General features: G+C 65.3%; 10 protein-coding genes. 5 read left to right on the forward strand and 5 right to left on the reverse strand.

Translation table 11 applies throughout. The annotated features are described in order from the left end of the window. Positions 1 to 4 precede the first annotated feature (4 nt). The 5 genes from APH33_RS17150 to APH33_RS27445 form a co-directional block, all read right to left on the reverse strand. A complete protein-coding gene (locus APH33_RS17150) occupies positions 5 to 2,779 on the reverse strand; it encodes a malto-oligosyltrehalose synthase (protein ID WP_054886291.1) in 2,775 nt (924 codons plus the stop codon). After that, entirely contained in the window at positions 2,776 to 4,845 is a 2,070-nt protein-coding gene (malQ, locus tag APH33_RS17155; protein WP_054886292.1) for a 4-alpha-glucanotransferase, read from the reverse strand. Before malQ ends, APH33_RS17150 begins: the two co-directional genes overlap by 4 nt. Next, a complete protein-coding gene (gene treZ / locus APH33_RS17160; RefSeq protein WP_054886293.1) occupies positions 4,842 to 6,584 on the reverse strand; it encodes a malto-oligosyltrehalose trehalohydrolase in 1,743 nt (580 codons plus the stop codon). The genes malQ and treZ overlap by 4 nt, the downstream gene beginning before the upstream one ends. A 13-nt stretch (positions 6,585 to 6,597) precedes the next feature. Next, entirely contained in the window at positions 6,598 to 8,157 is a 1,560-nt protein-coding gene (gene glgA / locus APH33_RS17165) for a glycogen synthase GlgA (RefSeq protein WP_054886294.1), read from the reverse strand. A 521-nt stretch (positions 8,158 to 8,678) separates the two neighbouring features. Next, positions 8,679 to 8,849, reverse strand: coding sequence for a DUF6026 family protein (locus APH33_RS27445; RefSeq protein WP_219824750.1), 171 nt, complete (start codon positions 8,847 to 8,849; stop codon positions 8,679 to 8,681). Between the two features lie 203 nt (positions 8,850 to 9,052). On the opposite strand from APH33_RS27445, the gene gnd reads away from it, so the two are divergent. The 5 genes from gnd to APH33_RS17190 all read left to right on the forward strand — a co-directional run bounded on the left by gnd (position 9,053) and on the right by APH33_RS17190 (position 14,512). Continuing rightward, positions 9,053 to 10,033: a phosphogluconate dehydrogenase (NAD(+)-dependent, decarboxylating) gene (gnd, locus tag APH33_RS17170; protein WP_054886295.1), complete on the forward strand. Its 981-nt coding sequence runs from the start codon at positions 9,053 to 9,055 to the stop codon at positions 10,031 to 10,033. Further along, positions 10,033 to 11,538 (forward strand): glucose-6-phosphate dehydrogenase, encoded by a 1,506-nt coding sequence (gene zwf / locus APH33_RS17175; RefSeq protein WP_054886296.1) that lies wholly within the window; start codon positions 10,033 to 10,035, stop codon positions 11,536 to 11,538. Before gnd ends, zwf begins: the two co-directional genes overlap by 1 nt. A 144-nt stretch (positions 11,539 to 11,682) precedes the next feature. Then, a complete protein-coding gene (locus tag APH33_RS17180; RefSeq protein WP_054886297.1) occupies positions 11,683 to 13,479 on the forward strand; it encodes a glycoside hydrolase family 15 protein in 1,797 nt (598 codons plus the stop codon). A gap of 56 nt (positions 13,480 to 13,535) precedes the next feature. Beyond that, entirely contained in the window at positions 13,536 to 13,892 is a 357-nt protein-coding gene (locus APH33_RS17185) for a VOC family protein (RefSeq protein ID WP_054886298.1), read from the forward strand. Beyond that, a complete protein-coding gene (locus APH33_RS17190) occupies positions 13,892 to 14,512 on the forward strand; it encodes a TetR/AcrR family transcriptional regulator (protein WP_054886301.1) in 621 nt (206 codons plus the stop codon). The genes APH33_RS17185 and APH33_RS17190 overlap by 1 nt, the downstream gene beginning before the upstream one ends. Positions 14,513 to 14,548: the final 36 nt, after the last annotated feature.

The following is a 14,548-nucleotide window of genomic DNA, read 5'->3' on the forward strand; positions in this document are numbered from 1 at the left end:
AATGCTATGCATGTTCAATCAACAAGTTGACTGGGAATTGGGCCAAGACCGCGCTCAACATCAGCTCCCTTGTAGGGCTGACAGCGGCGCCGCCGAAAAGTCCAGTCCAAGTGGCAGGCGACAAGGCAAACGGCAGGATCACTCGGGTATCGTCCCAGTTCTGTGCCGGGATCAACGGTGTACTGGCGCCGCCGAGCAAGCCGCAGGCCAGGCGCGGGGCGACGACAATGGCGCGTTGGCCTTCACCCAGGCGGGCGAAGGCAATGACCTGATCGGCATGCCGGCCCTGCACCTGCAGCGGCAGGTAGGCCCCGCGTCGGAACAGCTCGGCGTGGGCCTGGCGGCAGTCCAGCACCCGGGCGATCAGCGCCTGCTTGATGCGGCCGTCACGCCAGTGCGCCAGCAGCTCGCCGGGCGCGCTGGTATCGTCCAGGGTGCGACGCCTGCAAGCGTAGTCCACGGCGCGGCGGTTATCCGGGTCGACCAGGCTGAAATCCCAGTATTCGTTGCCCTGGTACAAGTCGGGCACGCCCGGCACGGTCATGCGCAGCAGGCTCTGGACCAGGCCGTTGAGCGCGCCGGGGCAGGCGATCAGCTGTGCAGCATCGGCCAGTGACTGGCGCAACTGCTGGTTTTCCCGGCCCAGCAGCAAGCCGTCGACATAGGCGGCGCAGGCCGCTTCATAGGCTTCGTTGGGCGCGCTCCAGCTGCTGCGCAGCTTGGCTTCGCGCAGGGCCTTCTGCTGCCATTGGCGGATACGTTCGGCGTACTGGCGCAGTGCCTTGTCATCCTGCAGGTCAAGCGCGAGTGGCCAGCTACCCAGCAACGTCTGCCACAGCAACAGCTCGTCGCCGGGGCTGGGGGCCACGCCCTCATCCAGTTGCTCGCGCAGCGGCGCGGCCAGCTCGCGCCAGTGTTCCACGCGGCTGGCCAACCAGGGCCCACGCTCGCTCAGCACGGCCAGGCGAGCACGGCTGTCCTCGCCGCGCTTGTGGTCATGGGTGGCGGTGGCCAGCAGGTTGTCGGGGAAGTCGCGCAGGCGGCGCTGAGCCTCGTTATGGAAATGCTCGACGCCTGCGCTGAAGCGCTCGGCCTCGAAGCCGACATCGTTGCGCGACAGCAGCCGTGCCGAGCGGTAGAAGGCGGTGTCTTCCACAGCCTTGGCGGCACTGGGTGCGGTGAGCTGCTGAAAGCGCACGCAGGCATGGCGCAGGTGCTTGCGTGGGCGGCCCGGTGGCAGCTGGCGCCAGGGTTGGCCACCGAGCCATTGCTCGAGCTGGTCGAGCAACGGCCAGTCGGCTTCGCCAAGGTCCTGGCGGGCATTGGCCAGGGCCTGCTGGAAGAAGCGTTCGTCCTCGGCCGGGCGCCCGCAGGCATTGAAGTAGGTGCGATACACCGGGTAATGCGCAACCAGCGCTTGCAGCGCGCGGCGAATCGCGCCCAAGGTCAGGTCGCGGGTCATCAGGTCGTCACGGGCGACCTGCAACAACGCCTGGGCGACGGATTCGCAATCGCCGGCGAGGCTGGCATTGAGCACCAGATGGCGCGCCAGCCGCACTTCCTCGGGGAACGCGGGGCGCTCGCTGACCGTAGCCCACAACTCGGTCAGCGGCGCTTCACCGGCCGGGTCGTGTTGCAGCAGCGAGACCTGGTTCATGAACTCGTAGCCGGTGGTGCCGTCGGTCAGCCAGTCGCGGTGCAGGTGTTCGTCGGTGCCGAGGATCTTTTCCACGTAGATCGGGAAGTGTTCCAGCGCAGCCTGCAGCGGGCGCCTGGCGAGCAGGCTGTCGACCCGGCGGCGCAGCTTGCGGCAATAGCCGCGCGGGTCGGCCAGGCCGTCGATATGGTCGATGCGCAGGCCGTCCACCAGGCCGCGCTCGATCAGTTCGAACAGTTTGGCGTGGGTGGCTTCGAACACCGCACTACGCTCCACCCGCAGGCCGCCCAGTTCGTTGATGTCGAAGAAGCGCCGCCAGTTGATGTCATCGGCGGCAGTGCGCCAGCTGGCGAGGCGGTAGGTCTGGCGTTCGAGCAACAGGTGCAGGCGCTTGAAGCCGTTTTCGCTGCGGCTGTCGAAGGCGATCAGGGCCGACTCCAGGTCCGCGCCTTCGCCCACCAGGCGCGCCAGTTCGGCGTGCAGTGGCAAGGCGTTCGCCACGGGTTCGGGGGATTCGCGCAAGGCGGTGAAATGCTCCGCCAGGGCCTTGAGTGCCGGCTCGGGGCTCTGTGCGAGGATCCAGCCGTAGTCCAGCGGGCAGATCGGGAAGCGATGGTGATAGTGGGCGATCTGCAGCACGCCGGACTGCGCGTCGAATTGCAGCGGGATGTCGCCGTTCTTCAGCGCCACGCCGTAGTCGCTGCCGAGAAACGGCAGCAGCAACTGCCCGGCCAGCAGCGGGTCGCTGGAGTGCCACTGAATGTCGAAGAACTCCGCGTAGGGGCTGCGCCGGCCCCAGGCCAGCAGGCTCTGCCACCACGGGTTGTCGGCGCCGCCCACGGCCATGTGGTTGGACACGGTATCGAGGATCAGCCCCATGCCATGCTGGCGCAGCGCAGCCACCAGCCGTTGCAACGCAGCCTCGCCACCCAGTTCGGGGTTGACGCAAGTCGGGTCGACCACGTCGTAACCGTGGCGCGAGCCGGCGCGGGCCTTGAGGATCGGCGAGGCGTACAGGTGGCTGATGCCCAGCCGGGCGAAGTACGGCACCAGTGGCACCGCGTCATCGAGGCTGAAGTCGCTGTGAAATTGCAGGCGTAGCGTCGCGGTCAGTGGTTTCATCGGTCACGCTCCCAGGCTTGTTCGCGGGCCTGGGCCAGCAGTTCAAGGCGCCGTGCGGCGTCTTCGTCGTCGAGTAGTTCGTGCACCGGAGCGGCGAAGCGCCGGCGCCAGTTGGGGTGGCCGCTGGTGGTGCCGGGCAGGTTGGGCTGCTCGTCACTGCCCAGCAGGTCTTCCAGTGGGATCAGCACCAACGGGGCGCGGGTGTGGCCGACGTAGCGGATGGCGGCATCGATCAGCGCGTCATTGTCCGATTGCGGGCCATAGTTCGCTTCCAGCGTGCGGCGCAGGCCTTCGCGTTCCTTTTGCCGATCGTGGCGCCAGTGCAGTTCGGTGGCGGCGTCGATCAGGTTCAGGCGCTGGCTCCAGTCGATGTCGCGGCTTTGCAGCCAGCCGGCCAGTGGCGCCAGGTCATGAGTACCGGTGGTGGCCAGGGCATCGTCCGGCCAGTCGAGGATCGGTTTGAAATGGCCGGGCTGGGTCTGTTCGAACGGCAGCACGCGCATGCCCAGTATGGCCTTGGCCGCCAGTTGCTCGCGCAGGCCCTCGGGCACGGTGCCGAGGTCTTCACCCAGAATGATCGCCTGGTGGCGTACCGACTCCAGGGCCAGCAGGCGCAGCAGGTCTTGCACCGGGTATTCGAGGTAGGCGCCCTGGTCGGGCTCGCAGCCACGCGGGATCAGCCACAGCCGGCGCAGCCCCATCACATGGTCGATGCGCAGGCCGCCGGCATGGGCCAGGTTGGCGCGCAGCATCTCGATGAAGGCGCGGTAGCCGTTGCGCTTGAGGCCTTCGGGAGAGAAGGCGCAAATGCCCCAGTCCTGGCCCGAGCGGTTGAGAATATCGGGTGGCGCGCCGACCTTGAGGTTGGCCAGCAGCTCGTCCTGGCGGCTCCAGGCCTGGCTGCCGGCGCCATCGGCACCGACGGCCAGGTCGGCGATCAGGCCGATGGCCATGCCATTGCTGCGTGCGGCGTGCTGGGCGCGTTGCAGGCTGCGTTCGGTCAACCACTGGCAGAACGCGTGGAATTCGATCTTGGCCGGATACGCGTTGGCAAAGGCTTCGACTTCCGGGTGGTACGGGTCGTGCCAGGCGCTGGGCCAGTTGCGCCAGTCGGCGCCCAGGCCATGCTCGACGGCATGCGCCTGCAGCACTTCGAAGCGGCAGTGGTGTTCCAAGGCCTGGCCACGGGCCTCACGGAAGCTGTCGAAGTCTTTGCGCAACGGGTGGTCGGCCTGGCTGAAGTCCAGGTACAGCGCTTCGAGTAGCCGCAGGCGGGCGTCGGCGGCGCGGGGCCAGTCGACCAGTGGGCGTTGTTCCAGGTCTTCGAGTACTTGTTCCAGGCCGCAGGCCTCGATCGCCATGCGCACGGCGCGCTCGCCCAGCAGCGCGGCGGGGCTGGCATACAAGGTATTGAGCAGCAGGCGGCTGGACGGCGAGTAGGGGCTGTAGTGTTGCTGGTCGATGGCTGACAGGGCATGGATGGGGCTGATCGCCAGGGCGTCGGCGCCGCGTTCGGCGGCACTGCGTGCCAGCTGCTCCAGCGCCAGGCAATCGCCATATCCGCCGTCGCCTGGGCGGCGCAGGCTGTAAAGCTGCACGGCCAGGCCCCAGCAGCGCGGCGGTGGTTCGCTGACGACGTCAGCCAAACTCCAGCAACGCGGCGGTGCCACGGCGACGGTGAAGCTGCGGTCGTTGACCTGCAGCAGGTGATAACCCACCGGCAAGCCGCCGGGCAGGTTGCCCTGGGCATCGAGGGTCAGGTACTGCAGGCGGTTGCTTTCCAGGGTGCAGCGCACGGCGCTGCCTGGCGGAAAGTAGCGCCCCAGGGGCAGCGGTTGGTCAAGCTCGGCAGTGATCAGCGGGGGCAGGTGCTCGGCGTCTTCGGCGGCTTCCACTGCGCGCAGGCTGGCGAGGATGGCAGGCTCGTCGTCAGCAGCGTGGCCCAAGCCGTCGAGGACCTTGCGCAGGACCTCGTCGCTGACCTGCTGCGGCCGGTTGTTGGCGTCGATCCAGTCGCGGGCCAGCCCTACGCGGGCGGCCAGTCGGTGCAGGGCGGTTTCGCTCATGGGCGCTCCTGGCCAGGTGGAAGCAGGCTGACCACGCAGCTGTAGGCGGACAGCGCGGTATCGGGGTGGCGGGTGTCGCTGCTGTCGAACAGGCGCCATTGCGCGGCGGGCAGTTCAACGACCTGCGGCGTCGCGGCCAGGTTAAGGTCGATGCGCAGGATACGGCCATCGCCCAGGCGCCAGCGTGCGGTCAGGGCCTGATCACCCAGCACCACGGCGCCCAATGCACGGCTGCCGGGCAGGTGTGGGATGACATGGCGCTGGCGCACGTCGAGCAGCTGCTGATACAGGCCGTGCCAGCCGGCAAGGACCTGCTTGCTTTGCGGCCGCGATGCCTGGAAGGTCTGCTCGGCGTTGGGGTCGGGTATGTGTTCGCGTTGCTCGGGGTCGGCAAACGCCTTGAAGTGGGCGAACTCGCCGCGCCGGCCCTCGCGCACGGCATCGGCCAGCTCGTCGTGGAAGTCGGTGAAGAACAGGAACGGCTGGCAACTGCCATCTTCATCGCCCATGAACAGCAGCGGAATCATCGGCGCCAGCAGCAGCAGGCCGGTGGCGGCACGCAAGGCCGCTGGCGAGCACAGGCGAGTCAGGCGTTCGCCCAAAGCGCGATTGCCGATCTGGTCATGGTTCTGCAGGAACAACACGAACGAAGAGGGTTCCAGGTGCCCGCTGGGTTCACCGCGGGGCGTACCGTGGCGGTTGGCCTGACCTTGGAAGACGAAGCCTTCGGACAGGCAGCGAGCCAGTTTTTCGATGGGTTTTTCCTGGTAATCGGCGTAGTAACCTTCGGTTTCCCCGGTCAACAGGACGTGCAAGGCATTGTGGCCATCGTCGTTCCACTGGGCATCGAAGCCCTGTTGCAGCAGCGAGGCCTGGTTGTGCTCGTTCTCCAGCACCAGCCACACATGCCGGCCCGGTTCCACCGCCGCGCGCACGCGTTGCGCCAGTTCCACCAGGAAGTCGGGCTGGTCGATGGCGTGCACCGCGTCCAGGCGCAGGCCATCGCAGCGGTAATCGCACAGCCACATCAGGGCGTTCTGGATGAAGTACTCGCGCACCTCTGGGCGGCGGAAATCGATGGCGTCGCCCCAGGGCGTCTGGCGGTCTTCCCTGAAGAACGGGCTGGCGTACTGGTGCAGGTAGTTGCCGTCCGGGCCGAAGTGGTTGTAGACCACATCGATCATCACCATCAGCCCGTGGCCATGGGCCTGATCGACCAGCGCGCACAGCTGCTCCGGGCTGCCATAGCTGTGCTGCGGCGCATAGGGCAATACACCGTCGTAGCCCCAGTTACGGTCACCGGGGAACTGCCCCAGGGGCATCAGCTCGATGGCGCTGATGCCCAGTTCGGCCAGCCTCGGCAGCCGCCGGGCGACCCCCTGGTAGCCCTCGAGCACGCCGACGTGCAGTTCCTGGATCACCGCTTCGTGCCAGGGCCGGCCCTGCCAGGGGTGCTGCCAGTCGAAGGCGCCGACATCCACGACCTGGCTCGGCCCGTGCACCCCTTCGGGTTGGTAGCGCGACGCCGGGTCAGGCACTTGCAGCTCGCCGTCGATACGATAGTGATAACGGTCACCGGCCCGGCACGGGGCAACCCCGGTGTACCAGCCGCCGTCTTCGGGCAGCAGCTCGATCGCGGGCTGCTGTTCCAGTTCCAAGCTCACGCTGCGCGCATCGGGCGCCCACAGGGCGAAGCGCGCCGACGTGGCGTCCATCAGGTGTGCGCCATGTCTGTGCATCTTCTAACCCCGCTCAGTAGTGGCTCAGGTGGGCCTGCTTGACCAGGTCCTCATACAGGCGCGCGTAGGGTTCCACCGCCTGGCACCAGTTGAACGGCTGGGTCATCGACAGGCAGCGCATGGCATTGAGCAGGTCCTTCTTGCCGTAGGTATAGAAGGCACGGCTCAGTGCTTCACGGTAACTGTCGACGGTCGATTCATCGAACAGGAAACCGGTAACGCCGTTCTCGATGGTGTCGGCCAGGCCGCCGGTGTTGCGTGCCACCGGGAGTGAACCGAAGCGCTGCGCGTACATCTGGCTCAGGCCGCAAGGCTCGTAGCGCGAAGGCATCAGCAGGAAGTCGCTGCCCGCGAACATGCGCCTGGCGTCGGTTTCGTTGAAACCGATGCGTACCCCGATGCGACCAGGGTAGCGCAGGGCCAGCTCGCGCATGGCCTGTTCCTCTTCCGGCTCACCGCGGCCGATGATCGCAATCTGCCCGCCTTGCTCGACGATGTAGTCGGCAACGCCGAGGGTCAGGTCCAGGCCTTTCTGGTAGACCAGCCGCGAAACGACGGCAAACAGCGGCCCTTCGGAAGGTTGCAGCCCGAACAGCTTGCGCACGGCGTCGGTGTTGCGTGCCTTGCCTTCCCAGTCGTTGATGCTGAAGTTGTGCTCCAGGTGCTTGTCGGTGGCCGAGTCCCAGCTTTCGTCGATGCCATTGGGGATGCCGCCGAGCAGGCCTTGCTGGGCCTTGCTGGCCAGGAAGCCATCGAGCCCACAGCCAAATTCCGGGGTAGTGATCTCCTGGGCGTAGGTGGCGCTGACCGTGGTGATGTGGCTGGAGTAGGCAAGGCCGGCCTTGAGGAACGACAGCTTGCCGTAGAACTCCATGCCTTCTTGCTGCATGGCATGGTCGGGTATCGCCAGCTCCGGGCTGCAGCCGCGACTGTAGACGCCCTGATAGGCCAGGTTGTGAATGGTGAACAGGGTCGGTGTGTCCAGCCCGCGCCAGTGCATGTAGGCCGGTGCCAGGCCTGCGGGCCAGTCGTGGGCATGCACCACTTCTGGCTTCCAGTGGATCATGCCTTCGCCGGCGGCGATCTCCGCCGCGGCCAGGCCCAGGCGGGCGAAACGGATGTGGTTGTCCGGCCAGTCGCGACCGTTGTTGGCGCCGTAAGGGGTGCCGTCGCGCTGGTACAGCTCGGGGCAGATCAGCACATAGATGACCAAGCCGTCGGCCATGTCCATGCGGCCGATCTTGCAAGGCGGCAGGGCAGCGTGGCCGCCGAGCTCGCCGACGATGTGGATGGGATTGTCGCTTTCCACCACCTGCGGGTAACCCGGGATCAACACGCGGACATCATGCAAGTGCGCCAGGGCGCGTGGCAGTGCTGCGGAAACGTCGCCGAGGCCGCCGGTCTTGACCAGGTCGGCGATTTCCGAGGTGACGAACAGGATCTTGCGCTTGTTGGGGTTGTGCTGGCGTTGGGCGCCGGGTGCCGTGCCTGTCTTGGCGAAATCCGGGGTAAGCGGCTCGCGGTTGTCCGGTTTGAATGACTCTACGTGAGGCTCGACAGCGGCACTGATCATACTTCTCTCCGTCCCTAAGTGTTGGCAGGGTGCTGGCACCCTTGGTGTTATCTCGTGCGGTTCTCTCTGATTCGGCAATTGCGTGATGCTATCCATGCCCCGAAGCCGTGCGTGCAGGCACAACGCGATCGGCATTCCGGCCGAAGGCGCTTGGACTGGTTGGGGTAGGCGGGCCGTGCGAAGGAAGTCCTTTGCGATTGGCCTACTTAGTTGCTGACCCGCCACCATTTCCAAAAGTTCGACTTTTTTACGTCGCTCTTCCTCTGAGCAAATGGCGGGCCGAAACCTGAGTGTAGGAGAGCGGGCGATAAAAAGGTGACCCATTGGTCACTTCGGTTATGACCGAGATAGACGCAAACGTTGGCGAGTGTGACCGGATATGAACAGGGGTGTTCGAGGGTGGGGCAGAGCTGGCTCACGCGTGCGCCATCAGGTGACTGATCAACGTGTCGCGCACCAGAATGGGGCGGGGTTACAGCGCTGTGGGAGCGCGAAGCTCCCACCAGGAGAGGGGGGATGAATCAGAAGCCGACGGTTTTGCCGTCGTCGCTACGTGCCTGTTCCAGCAGCATGTGCAATTGAGCGACCTGCTGGCGCAGCTGGTCACGTTCGTCCTTCAACTGGCGCAGCTCGTCGCGGCGCACGGAGACATAGAGGGTCTGGGTTGGAGTAGCAGGCATCAAGGTACCCATGGCACACCTCGCGGTTTTGGCTGGTGACAGTTAAAGCGTAGTCGCTTCACGCGGCGCGCATTCTGAATTCTTTCTCCGCCTAAGGGAACTTTTTTGTTTAACGTTGTCACGCCGTTCGTCGCTGAACCCTCAGGCGCCGTGCTGGACTAATCTGAAAAGTTGAACTGTGGTTGTCATTTATCTGGTAAGGGGAGCATCGGCTCATGCAATTGGGAATCGTCGGGCTGGGCCGCATGGGCGGCAATATTGCAAGGCGGCTGATGCGCGCCGGCCACCGCACCGTGGTCCATGACCGAAACCGTGAAGCCGTGGTCGGGCTGGAAGGCGAAGGCGCCCAAGGTGCCCACGACCTTGGCGCACTGGTGCAGAAACTCAAGGCGCCACGGGCGGTGTGGGTGATGCTGCCAGCCGGCGAGGCTACCGAGCAGACCATCGCCCAGCTGGCCGAGCTGCTGGAACCGGGCGATGCCATCATCGACGGGGGCAACACGTTCTATAAGGATGACATGCGCCGAGCGGCCGAACTTGGCAAGCGTGGGCTGCATTACCTGGATATCGGCACCTCTGGCGGTGTGTGGGGCCTGGACCGCGGCTACTGCATGATGATCGGTGGCGAGAAGGCGGTGTTCGAGCGCCTTGAGCCGCTGTTCAGGGCACTGGCCCCGGGCGTCGGCGACATTCCGCGTACCCACGGCCGCAGCGGTGAGCACGAACGTGCCGAGCACGGCTATATTCATGCCGGCCCGCCTGGCGCAGGGCACTATGTGAAGATGGTGCACAACGGTATCGAGTACGGCCTGATGCAGGCCTATGCCGAAGGCTTCGACCTGCTGCGCAGCAAAGGCGGCACCGAGCTGCCGGAAGACCAGCGCTTCGACCTGAACGTGGCCGAGATCGCCGAAGTGTGGCGCCGTGGCAGCGTGGTCACCTCCTGGTTGCTTGACCTCACTGCCGATGCGCTGGTGGCCGACCCGACGCTTGCGCAGTTCAGTGGCTCGGTGTCCGACAGTGGCGAAGGCCGCTGGACCATCGACGCCGCCGTCGAACAGGCGGTGCCGGTACCGGTGCTGTCCAGTGCGCTGTTCGCCCGCTTCCGCTCGCGCCAGCAGCAGGGCACCTATGGCGACAAGATCCTGTCGGCCATGCGCCTGGGCTTCGGTGGCCACGTCGAGAAAAAAGACTGATGACCCAACAGACCATACCTGCTGCTCCGCCCTGCACGCTGTTCCTGTTTGGCGCCAACGGTGACCTGGTCAAGCGCCTGCTGATGCCGGCGCTTTACAACCTCAGCCGTGACGGTTTGCTGGACCGCAACCTGCGCATCGTCGGCGTCGACCACAACCCGGCCACGGCCGCTGAATTCGCCGAGCGCCTGCATGCCTTCATGCAGGCGCGCGACAAAGGCGGCGAGGGCGCTGCCAAGTGCCTCGACGAAAAGCTCTGGGCGCGGCTGGCCAAGCGCCTGGACTACCAGACCGGCGACTTCCTTGACCCAGCGACCTATGCGGCGTTGACCAAGCGCATCGAAAAAACCAGCCACGGCAATGCCATTTTCTATCTGGCCACTTCGCCACGTTTCTTCCCGGAGGTGGCTCAGCGCCTGGGCGACGCCGGGCTGCTCGACGAGTCGGCCGGTGGCTTCCGGCGTGTGGTGGTGGAGAAGCCTTTCGGCACCGACCTGGCCAGTGCCGAGGCGCTCAATGCCTGCCTGTTGAACGTGATGAGCGAGCGGCAGATCTACCGTATCGACCATTACCTGGGCAAGGAAACGGTGCAGAACATTCTTGTCAGCCGCTTCTCCAATGGCCTGTTCGAGTCGTTCTGGAACAACCACTACATCGACCATGTGCAGATCACTGCCGCCGAGACAGTCGGTGTGGAAACCCGCGGCGCGTTCTATGACAACACCGGCGCGCTGCGCGACATGGTGCCCAACCACCTGTTCCAGCTGCTGGCAATGGTGGCCATGGAGCCACCGGCGGCGTTTGCCGCCGACGCGGTGCGAGGCGAGAAGGCCAAGGTGATCGGTGCCATCCGCCCCTGGTCGGCAAAAATGGCCCTGAAGAACTCGGTGCGTGGCCAGTACACGGCGGGCAAGCAGGGCCGCAAACAGCTGCCGGGCTATCGGCAGGAAAACAACGTCGCTGCCGACAGCCAGACCGAAACCTACGTGGCGCTCAAGGTGATGATCGACAACTGGCGCTGGGCCGGGGTGCCGTTCTACCTGCGCACTGGCAAGCGCATGAGCGTGCGCGACACCGAGATCGCCATCTGCTTCAAGCCCGCGCCCTACGCGCAGTTTCGCGAGTCGGAGCTGGAGCGGCCCAAGCCCAACTACCTGAAGATCCAGATCCAGCCCAACGAAGGCATGTGGTTCGACCTGCAGGCCAAGCGGCCGGGGCCGGAGCTGGTGATGGAGAACATCGAGCTGGGCTTTGCCTACAAGGACTTTTTCAAGATGACCCCGGCCACCGGTTATGAAACGCTGATCTACGACTGCCTGACCGGCGATCAGACCTTGTTCCAGCGGGCCGACAACATCGAGAACGGCTGGCGGGCGGTACAGCCATTTCTCGATGCCTGGGCCCAGGGCGGCGAGGTGCATGAGTACCCGGCAGGGCAGGACGGCCCCGAACTAGGCAATGAATTGCTGACCCGCGACAAGCGCGAGTGGCACAAACTGGGATGAAAGTGCTTTGTTGCCTGCTCGGGCCTCTTCCCGGGTAAACCCGCTCCCACAGGTACATCACTGGCTGCGAGGTAGTGATATCCCTGAGGGAGCGGGTTTACCCGCGAAGAGGCCCGGGCAGGCAAGCTTTGAAAAGGAGGTTTGATGCCCGCCCACATCGAAGACTACGCCCTGCTCGGCAACTGCCGCAGTGCCGCCCTGGTCAGCCGCGACGGCTCGATCGACTGGCTCTGCCTGCCGCGTTTCGACGCCCCGGCCGTGTTCGCTGCATTGCTGGGCAACGAAGAGAATGGCCGCTGGCGCCTGGCCCCCACCGACCCCATCGAACACAGCAGTCGCCAGTACCTGGGTGACACCCTGGTGCTGGAAACCACCTGGGTCACTGCCAGCGGCCGCGCCCGGGTGCTCGACTTCATGCCGCTGGGCGAAGTCAATTCGGTGGTGCGCATCGTCGAGGGCGTCACCGGTGAAACCCACTTCGAAATGGACCTGGTGCTGCGCTTCGACTACGGCCGCAGTGTGCCCTGGGTAGAAAAACTCGACCCGCTGACGCTAAGTGCGGTGGCCGGCCCCGACCGCCTGATCTTGAGCAGCAGCGTGGAGCCCCATGGCCTGGACCATCACACCGCCGCCCGTTTTCGCGTGGGTGCCGGCGAGCGGCAGGTCTTCAGCCTGCGTCATCAGTCTTCGCATTTGCCCGTGCAGCCCGACTGCGACATCGACCAGGCGCTGCAATACGCCCTCGCGCATTGGCAGGCATTCGCCGACCGTTGCCCTGAGGTCGGCCCCTACACCGGCCTGGTGCGCCGATCGCTGCTTACCCTCAAGGCCATGACCTATGCGCCCACCGGCGGTATCGTCGCAGCGGTCACCACCTCGCTGCCCGAGCGCATCGGCCACGAACGCAACTGGGACTACCGCTTCTGCTGGCTGCGCGACGCCACCATGACGTTGCTGGCGTTCATGAACCTTGGCTACTTCGATGAAGCCCAGGCCTGGCGTGAATGGTTGTTGCGCTCGGTGGCTGGCAACCCTGAACAGATGCAGATCATGTACGGTTTGGCTGGCGAGCGTGACCTGCAGGAATACACCTTGCCCTGGCTGGCTGGCTACGAGCACTCGCAGCCGGTAAGGGTGGGCAACGCGGCTGCCGAGCAGAGGCAGCTGGACATCTATGGCGAACTGGCCGATGCCATGGCCCAGGCGATCAAGGGCGGTTTGCCGCGTCACCCGCGCAGCGCAGCGATCTCCCGGCTGATCCTGCCCTATGTCGAGCGGATCTGGCGTGACCCGGACGAAGGCATCTGGGAAGTGCGCGGAGGCCGTCAGCATTTCGTCCATTCCAAGGTCATGGCCTGGGTCGCCTTCGACCGTGCCGCGGGGCTGGCCGACACCACCGAAGAAGGCCGCGAGCAGGGCCGTCACTATCGGCAGGTGGCCGACCAGATTCATCAGGAGGTCTGCGCCCGCGGGCTCGATGCCAGCGGCCAGCATTTCGTCCAAGCCTATGGCTCTACCGAGATGGACGCCAGCCTGTTGCAGATCGCCCTGACCGGCTTCCTGCCGGCCGAGGATCCGCGCTTTCAGCGCACCCTGGTGCAGATCGAGCAACGCCTGCTGAAGAACGGCCTGCTGTTGCGCTACGACAGCGACAGCTGCAGCGACGGGCTGACGCCAGGGGAGGGCACGTTCCTGGTGTGCTCGTTCTGGCTGGCCGATGTGTACGTGCTGCTGGGGCGCAAGGCCGAGGCCCAGGCGCTGTACGAAACGCTCACCGGGCTGTGCAACGACGTCGGCCTGCTGGCCGAGCAGTACGACCCTGCCGGCAAGCGCATGCTCGGCAACTTCCCCCAGGCGTTCAGCCACATCGGCATCATCAACACGGCGCTGAACCTGCACCGGGCACAAAGCCCGGCGCGTGATCGGGCACGATGTGACTAGGGGCGTCGTCAACTCCCGGAGTAGACTAGGGCAAACCCATTCTGCAAGGAGCACGCATGAGTGTTCGTGGCCACGATCGGCAGATCGACAACATCGAGTTCAACGTCAGCGACATCGCACGGAGCAAAGCTTTCTACGGTAGCGTGTTCGGCTGGCGCTTCACCGACTACGGGCCGACCTATACCGAGTTCAGCGATGGGCGCTTGACCGGAGGCTTCACCACTGGCGAAGCGGTGCGGCCGGGCGGGCCACTGATCATCCTTTATGCCGACGACCTGGAAGGCGCGCAACAGCGGGTCGAGGCCGCCGGATCGAAAATCAGCCGGGCTACCTTTGCCTTCCCGGGTGGTCGCCGTTTCCATTTCATCGACCCTGACGGATACGAGCTTGCTGTGTGGACGGCCCAAGCCTGATGGCCAACCACAAGATCGAAATCCGCCGTCGCAATATCGAGAAGATCCTCGTCGCCGCAGAAAAGGTGTTCGCCGAAAAGGGTTATGGCGCCACCTCGATGGGTGACATCGCCGAGCAGGCCGAGCTGCCGCGTTCCAACCTGCATTACTACTTCAGCACCAAGGATGAGTTGTTCCGCGCGGTGCTGCAGGACCTGCTGGATGTGTGGAAGCAGGACGCGCTGTGCTTCGAGAACTTCGAAGACCCGCGGGTGGTGCTGACCAGCTACATCCGCGCCAAGATGGGCCATTCGCGTTCACGGCCGCTGGGCTCGAAGATCTGGGCCGAGGAGATGCTGCATGGGGCGCCTGTACTGGGGGTGAACCTCGCTGAGAGCCTGGTGCCTTGGGCGAAGCTCAAGGAAGACAAGATTCGTCGCTGGGTGGCGGAAGGGCGCATCCTGCCGGTGGAGCCTTCGGCGCTGCTCTACATGATCTGGGCCTCGACCCAGCACTATGCCGATTTTGGTTATCAGGTGACGTTGCTGAACGAAGGTGAGCCATTGTCGGACCTGGCGTTCGAAAGCGCGGTGCAGACGGTGACCTGCGTGATCTTGCGCGGCATAGGCTTGGAACCGTGAGTGAGTGGGGCCGCTTTGCGGCCCTTCGCGGGCAAG

The organism is Pseudomonas sp. NBRC 111130 (genome assembly GCF_001320485.1).
In the GTDB taxonomy this organism is placed as follows: domain Bacteria; phylum Pseudomonadota; class Gammaproteobacteria; order Pseudomonadales; family Pseudomonadaceae; genus Aquipseudomonas; species Aquipseudomonas vlassakiae.

Bases quoted from the DNA above. Each gene is read 5' to 3' on its own strand.
- APH33_RS27445 (WP_219824750.1), bottom strand. From the start codon at position 8,849: ATGGGTACCTTGATGCCTGCTACTCCAACCCAGACCCTCTATGTCTCC.
- APH33_RS17180 (WP_054886297.1), top strand. From the start codon at position 11,683: ATGCCCGCCCACATCGAAGACTACGCCCTGCTCGGCAACTGCCGCAGT.
- zwf (WP_054886296.1), top strand. From the start codon at position 10,033: ATGACCCAACAGACCATACCTGCTGCTCCGCCCTGCACGCTGTTCCTG.
- APH33_RS17190 (WP_054886301.1), top strand. From the start codon at position 13,892: ATGGCCAACCACAAGATCGAAATCCGCCGTCGCAATATCGAGAAGATC.
- APH33_RS17185 (WP_054886298.1), top strand. From the start codon at position 13,536: ATGAGTGTTCGTGGCCACGATCGGCAGATCGACAACATCGAGTTCAAC.
- glgA (WP_054886294.1), bottom strand. From the start codon at position 8,157: ATGATCAGTGCCGCTGTCGAGCCTCACGTAGAGTCATTCAAACCGGAC.
- APH33_RS17150 (WP_054886291.1), bottom strand. From the start codon at position 2,779: ATGAAACCACTGACCGCGACGCTACGCCTGCAATTTCACAGCGACTTC.
- treZ (WP_054886293.1), bottom strand. From the start codon at position 6,584: ATGCACAGACATGGCGCACACCTGATGGACGCCACGTCGGCGCGCTTC.
- malQ (WP_054886292.1), bottom strand. From the start codon at position 4,845: ATGAGCGAAACCGCCCTGCACCGACTGGCCGCCCGCGTAGGGCTGGCC.
- gnd (WP_054886295.1), top strand. From the start codon at position 9,053: ATGCAATTGGGAATCGTCGGGCTGGGCCGCATGGGCGGCAATATTGCA.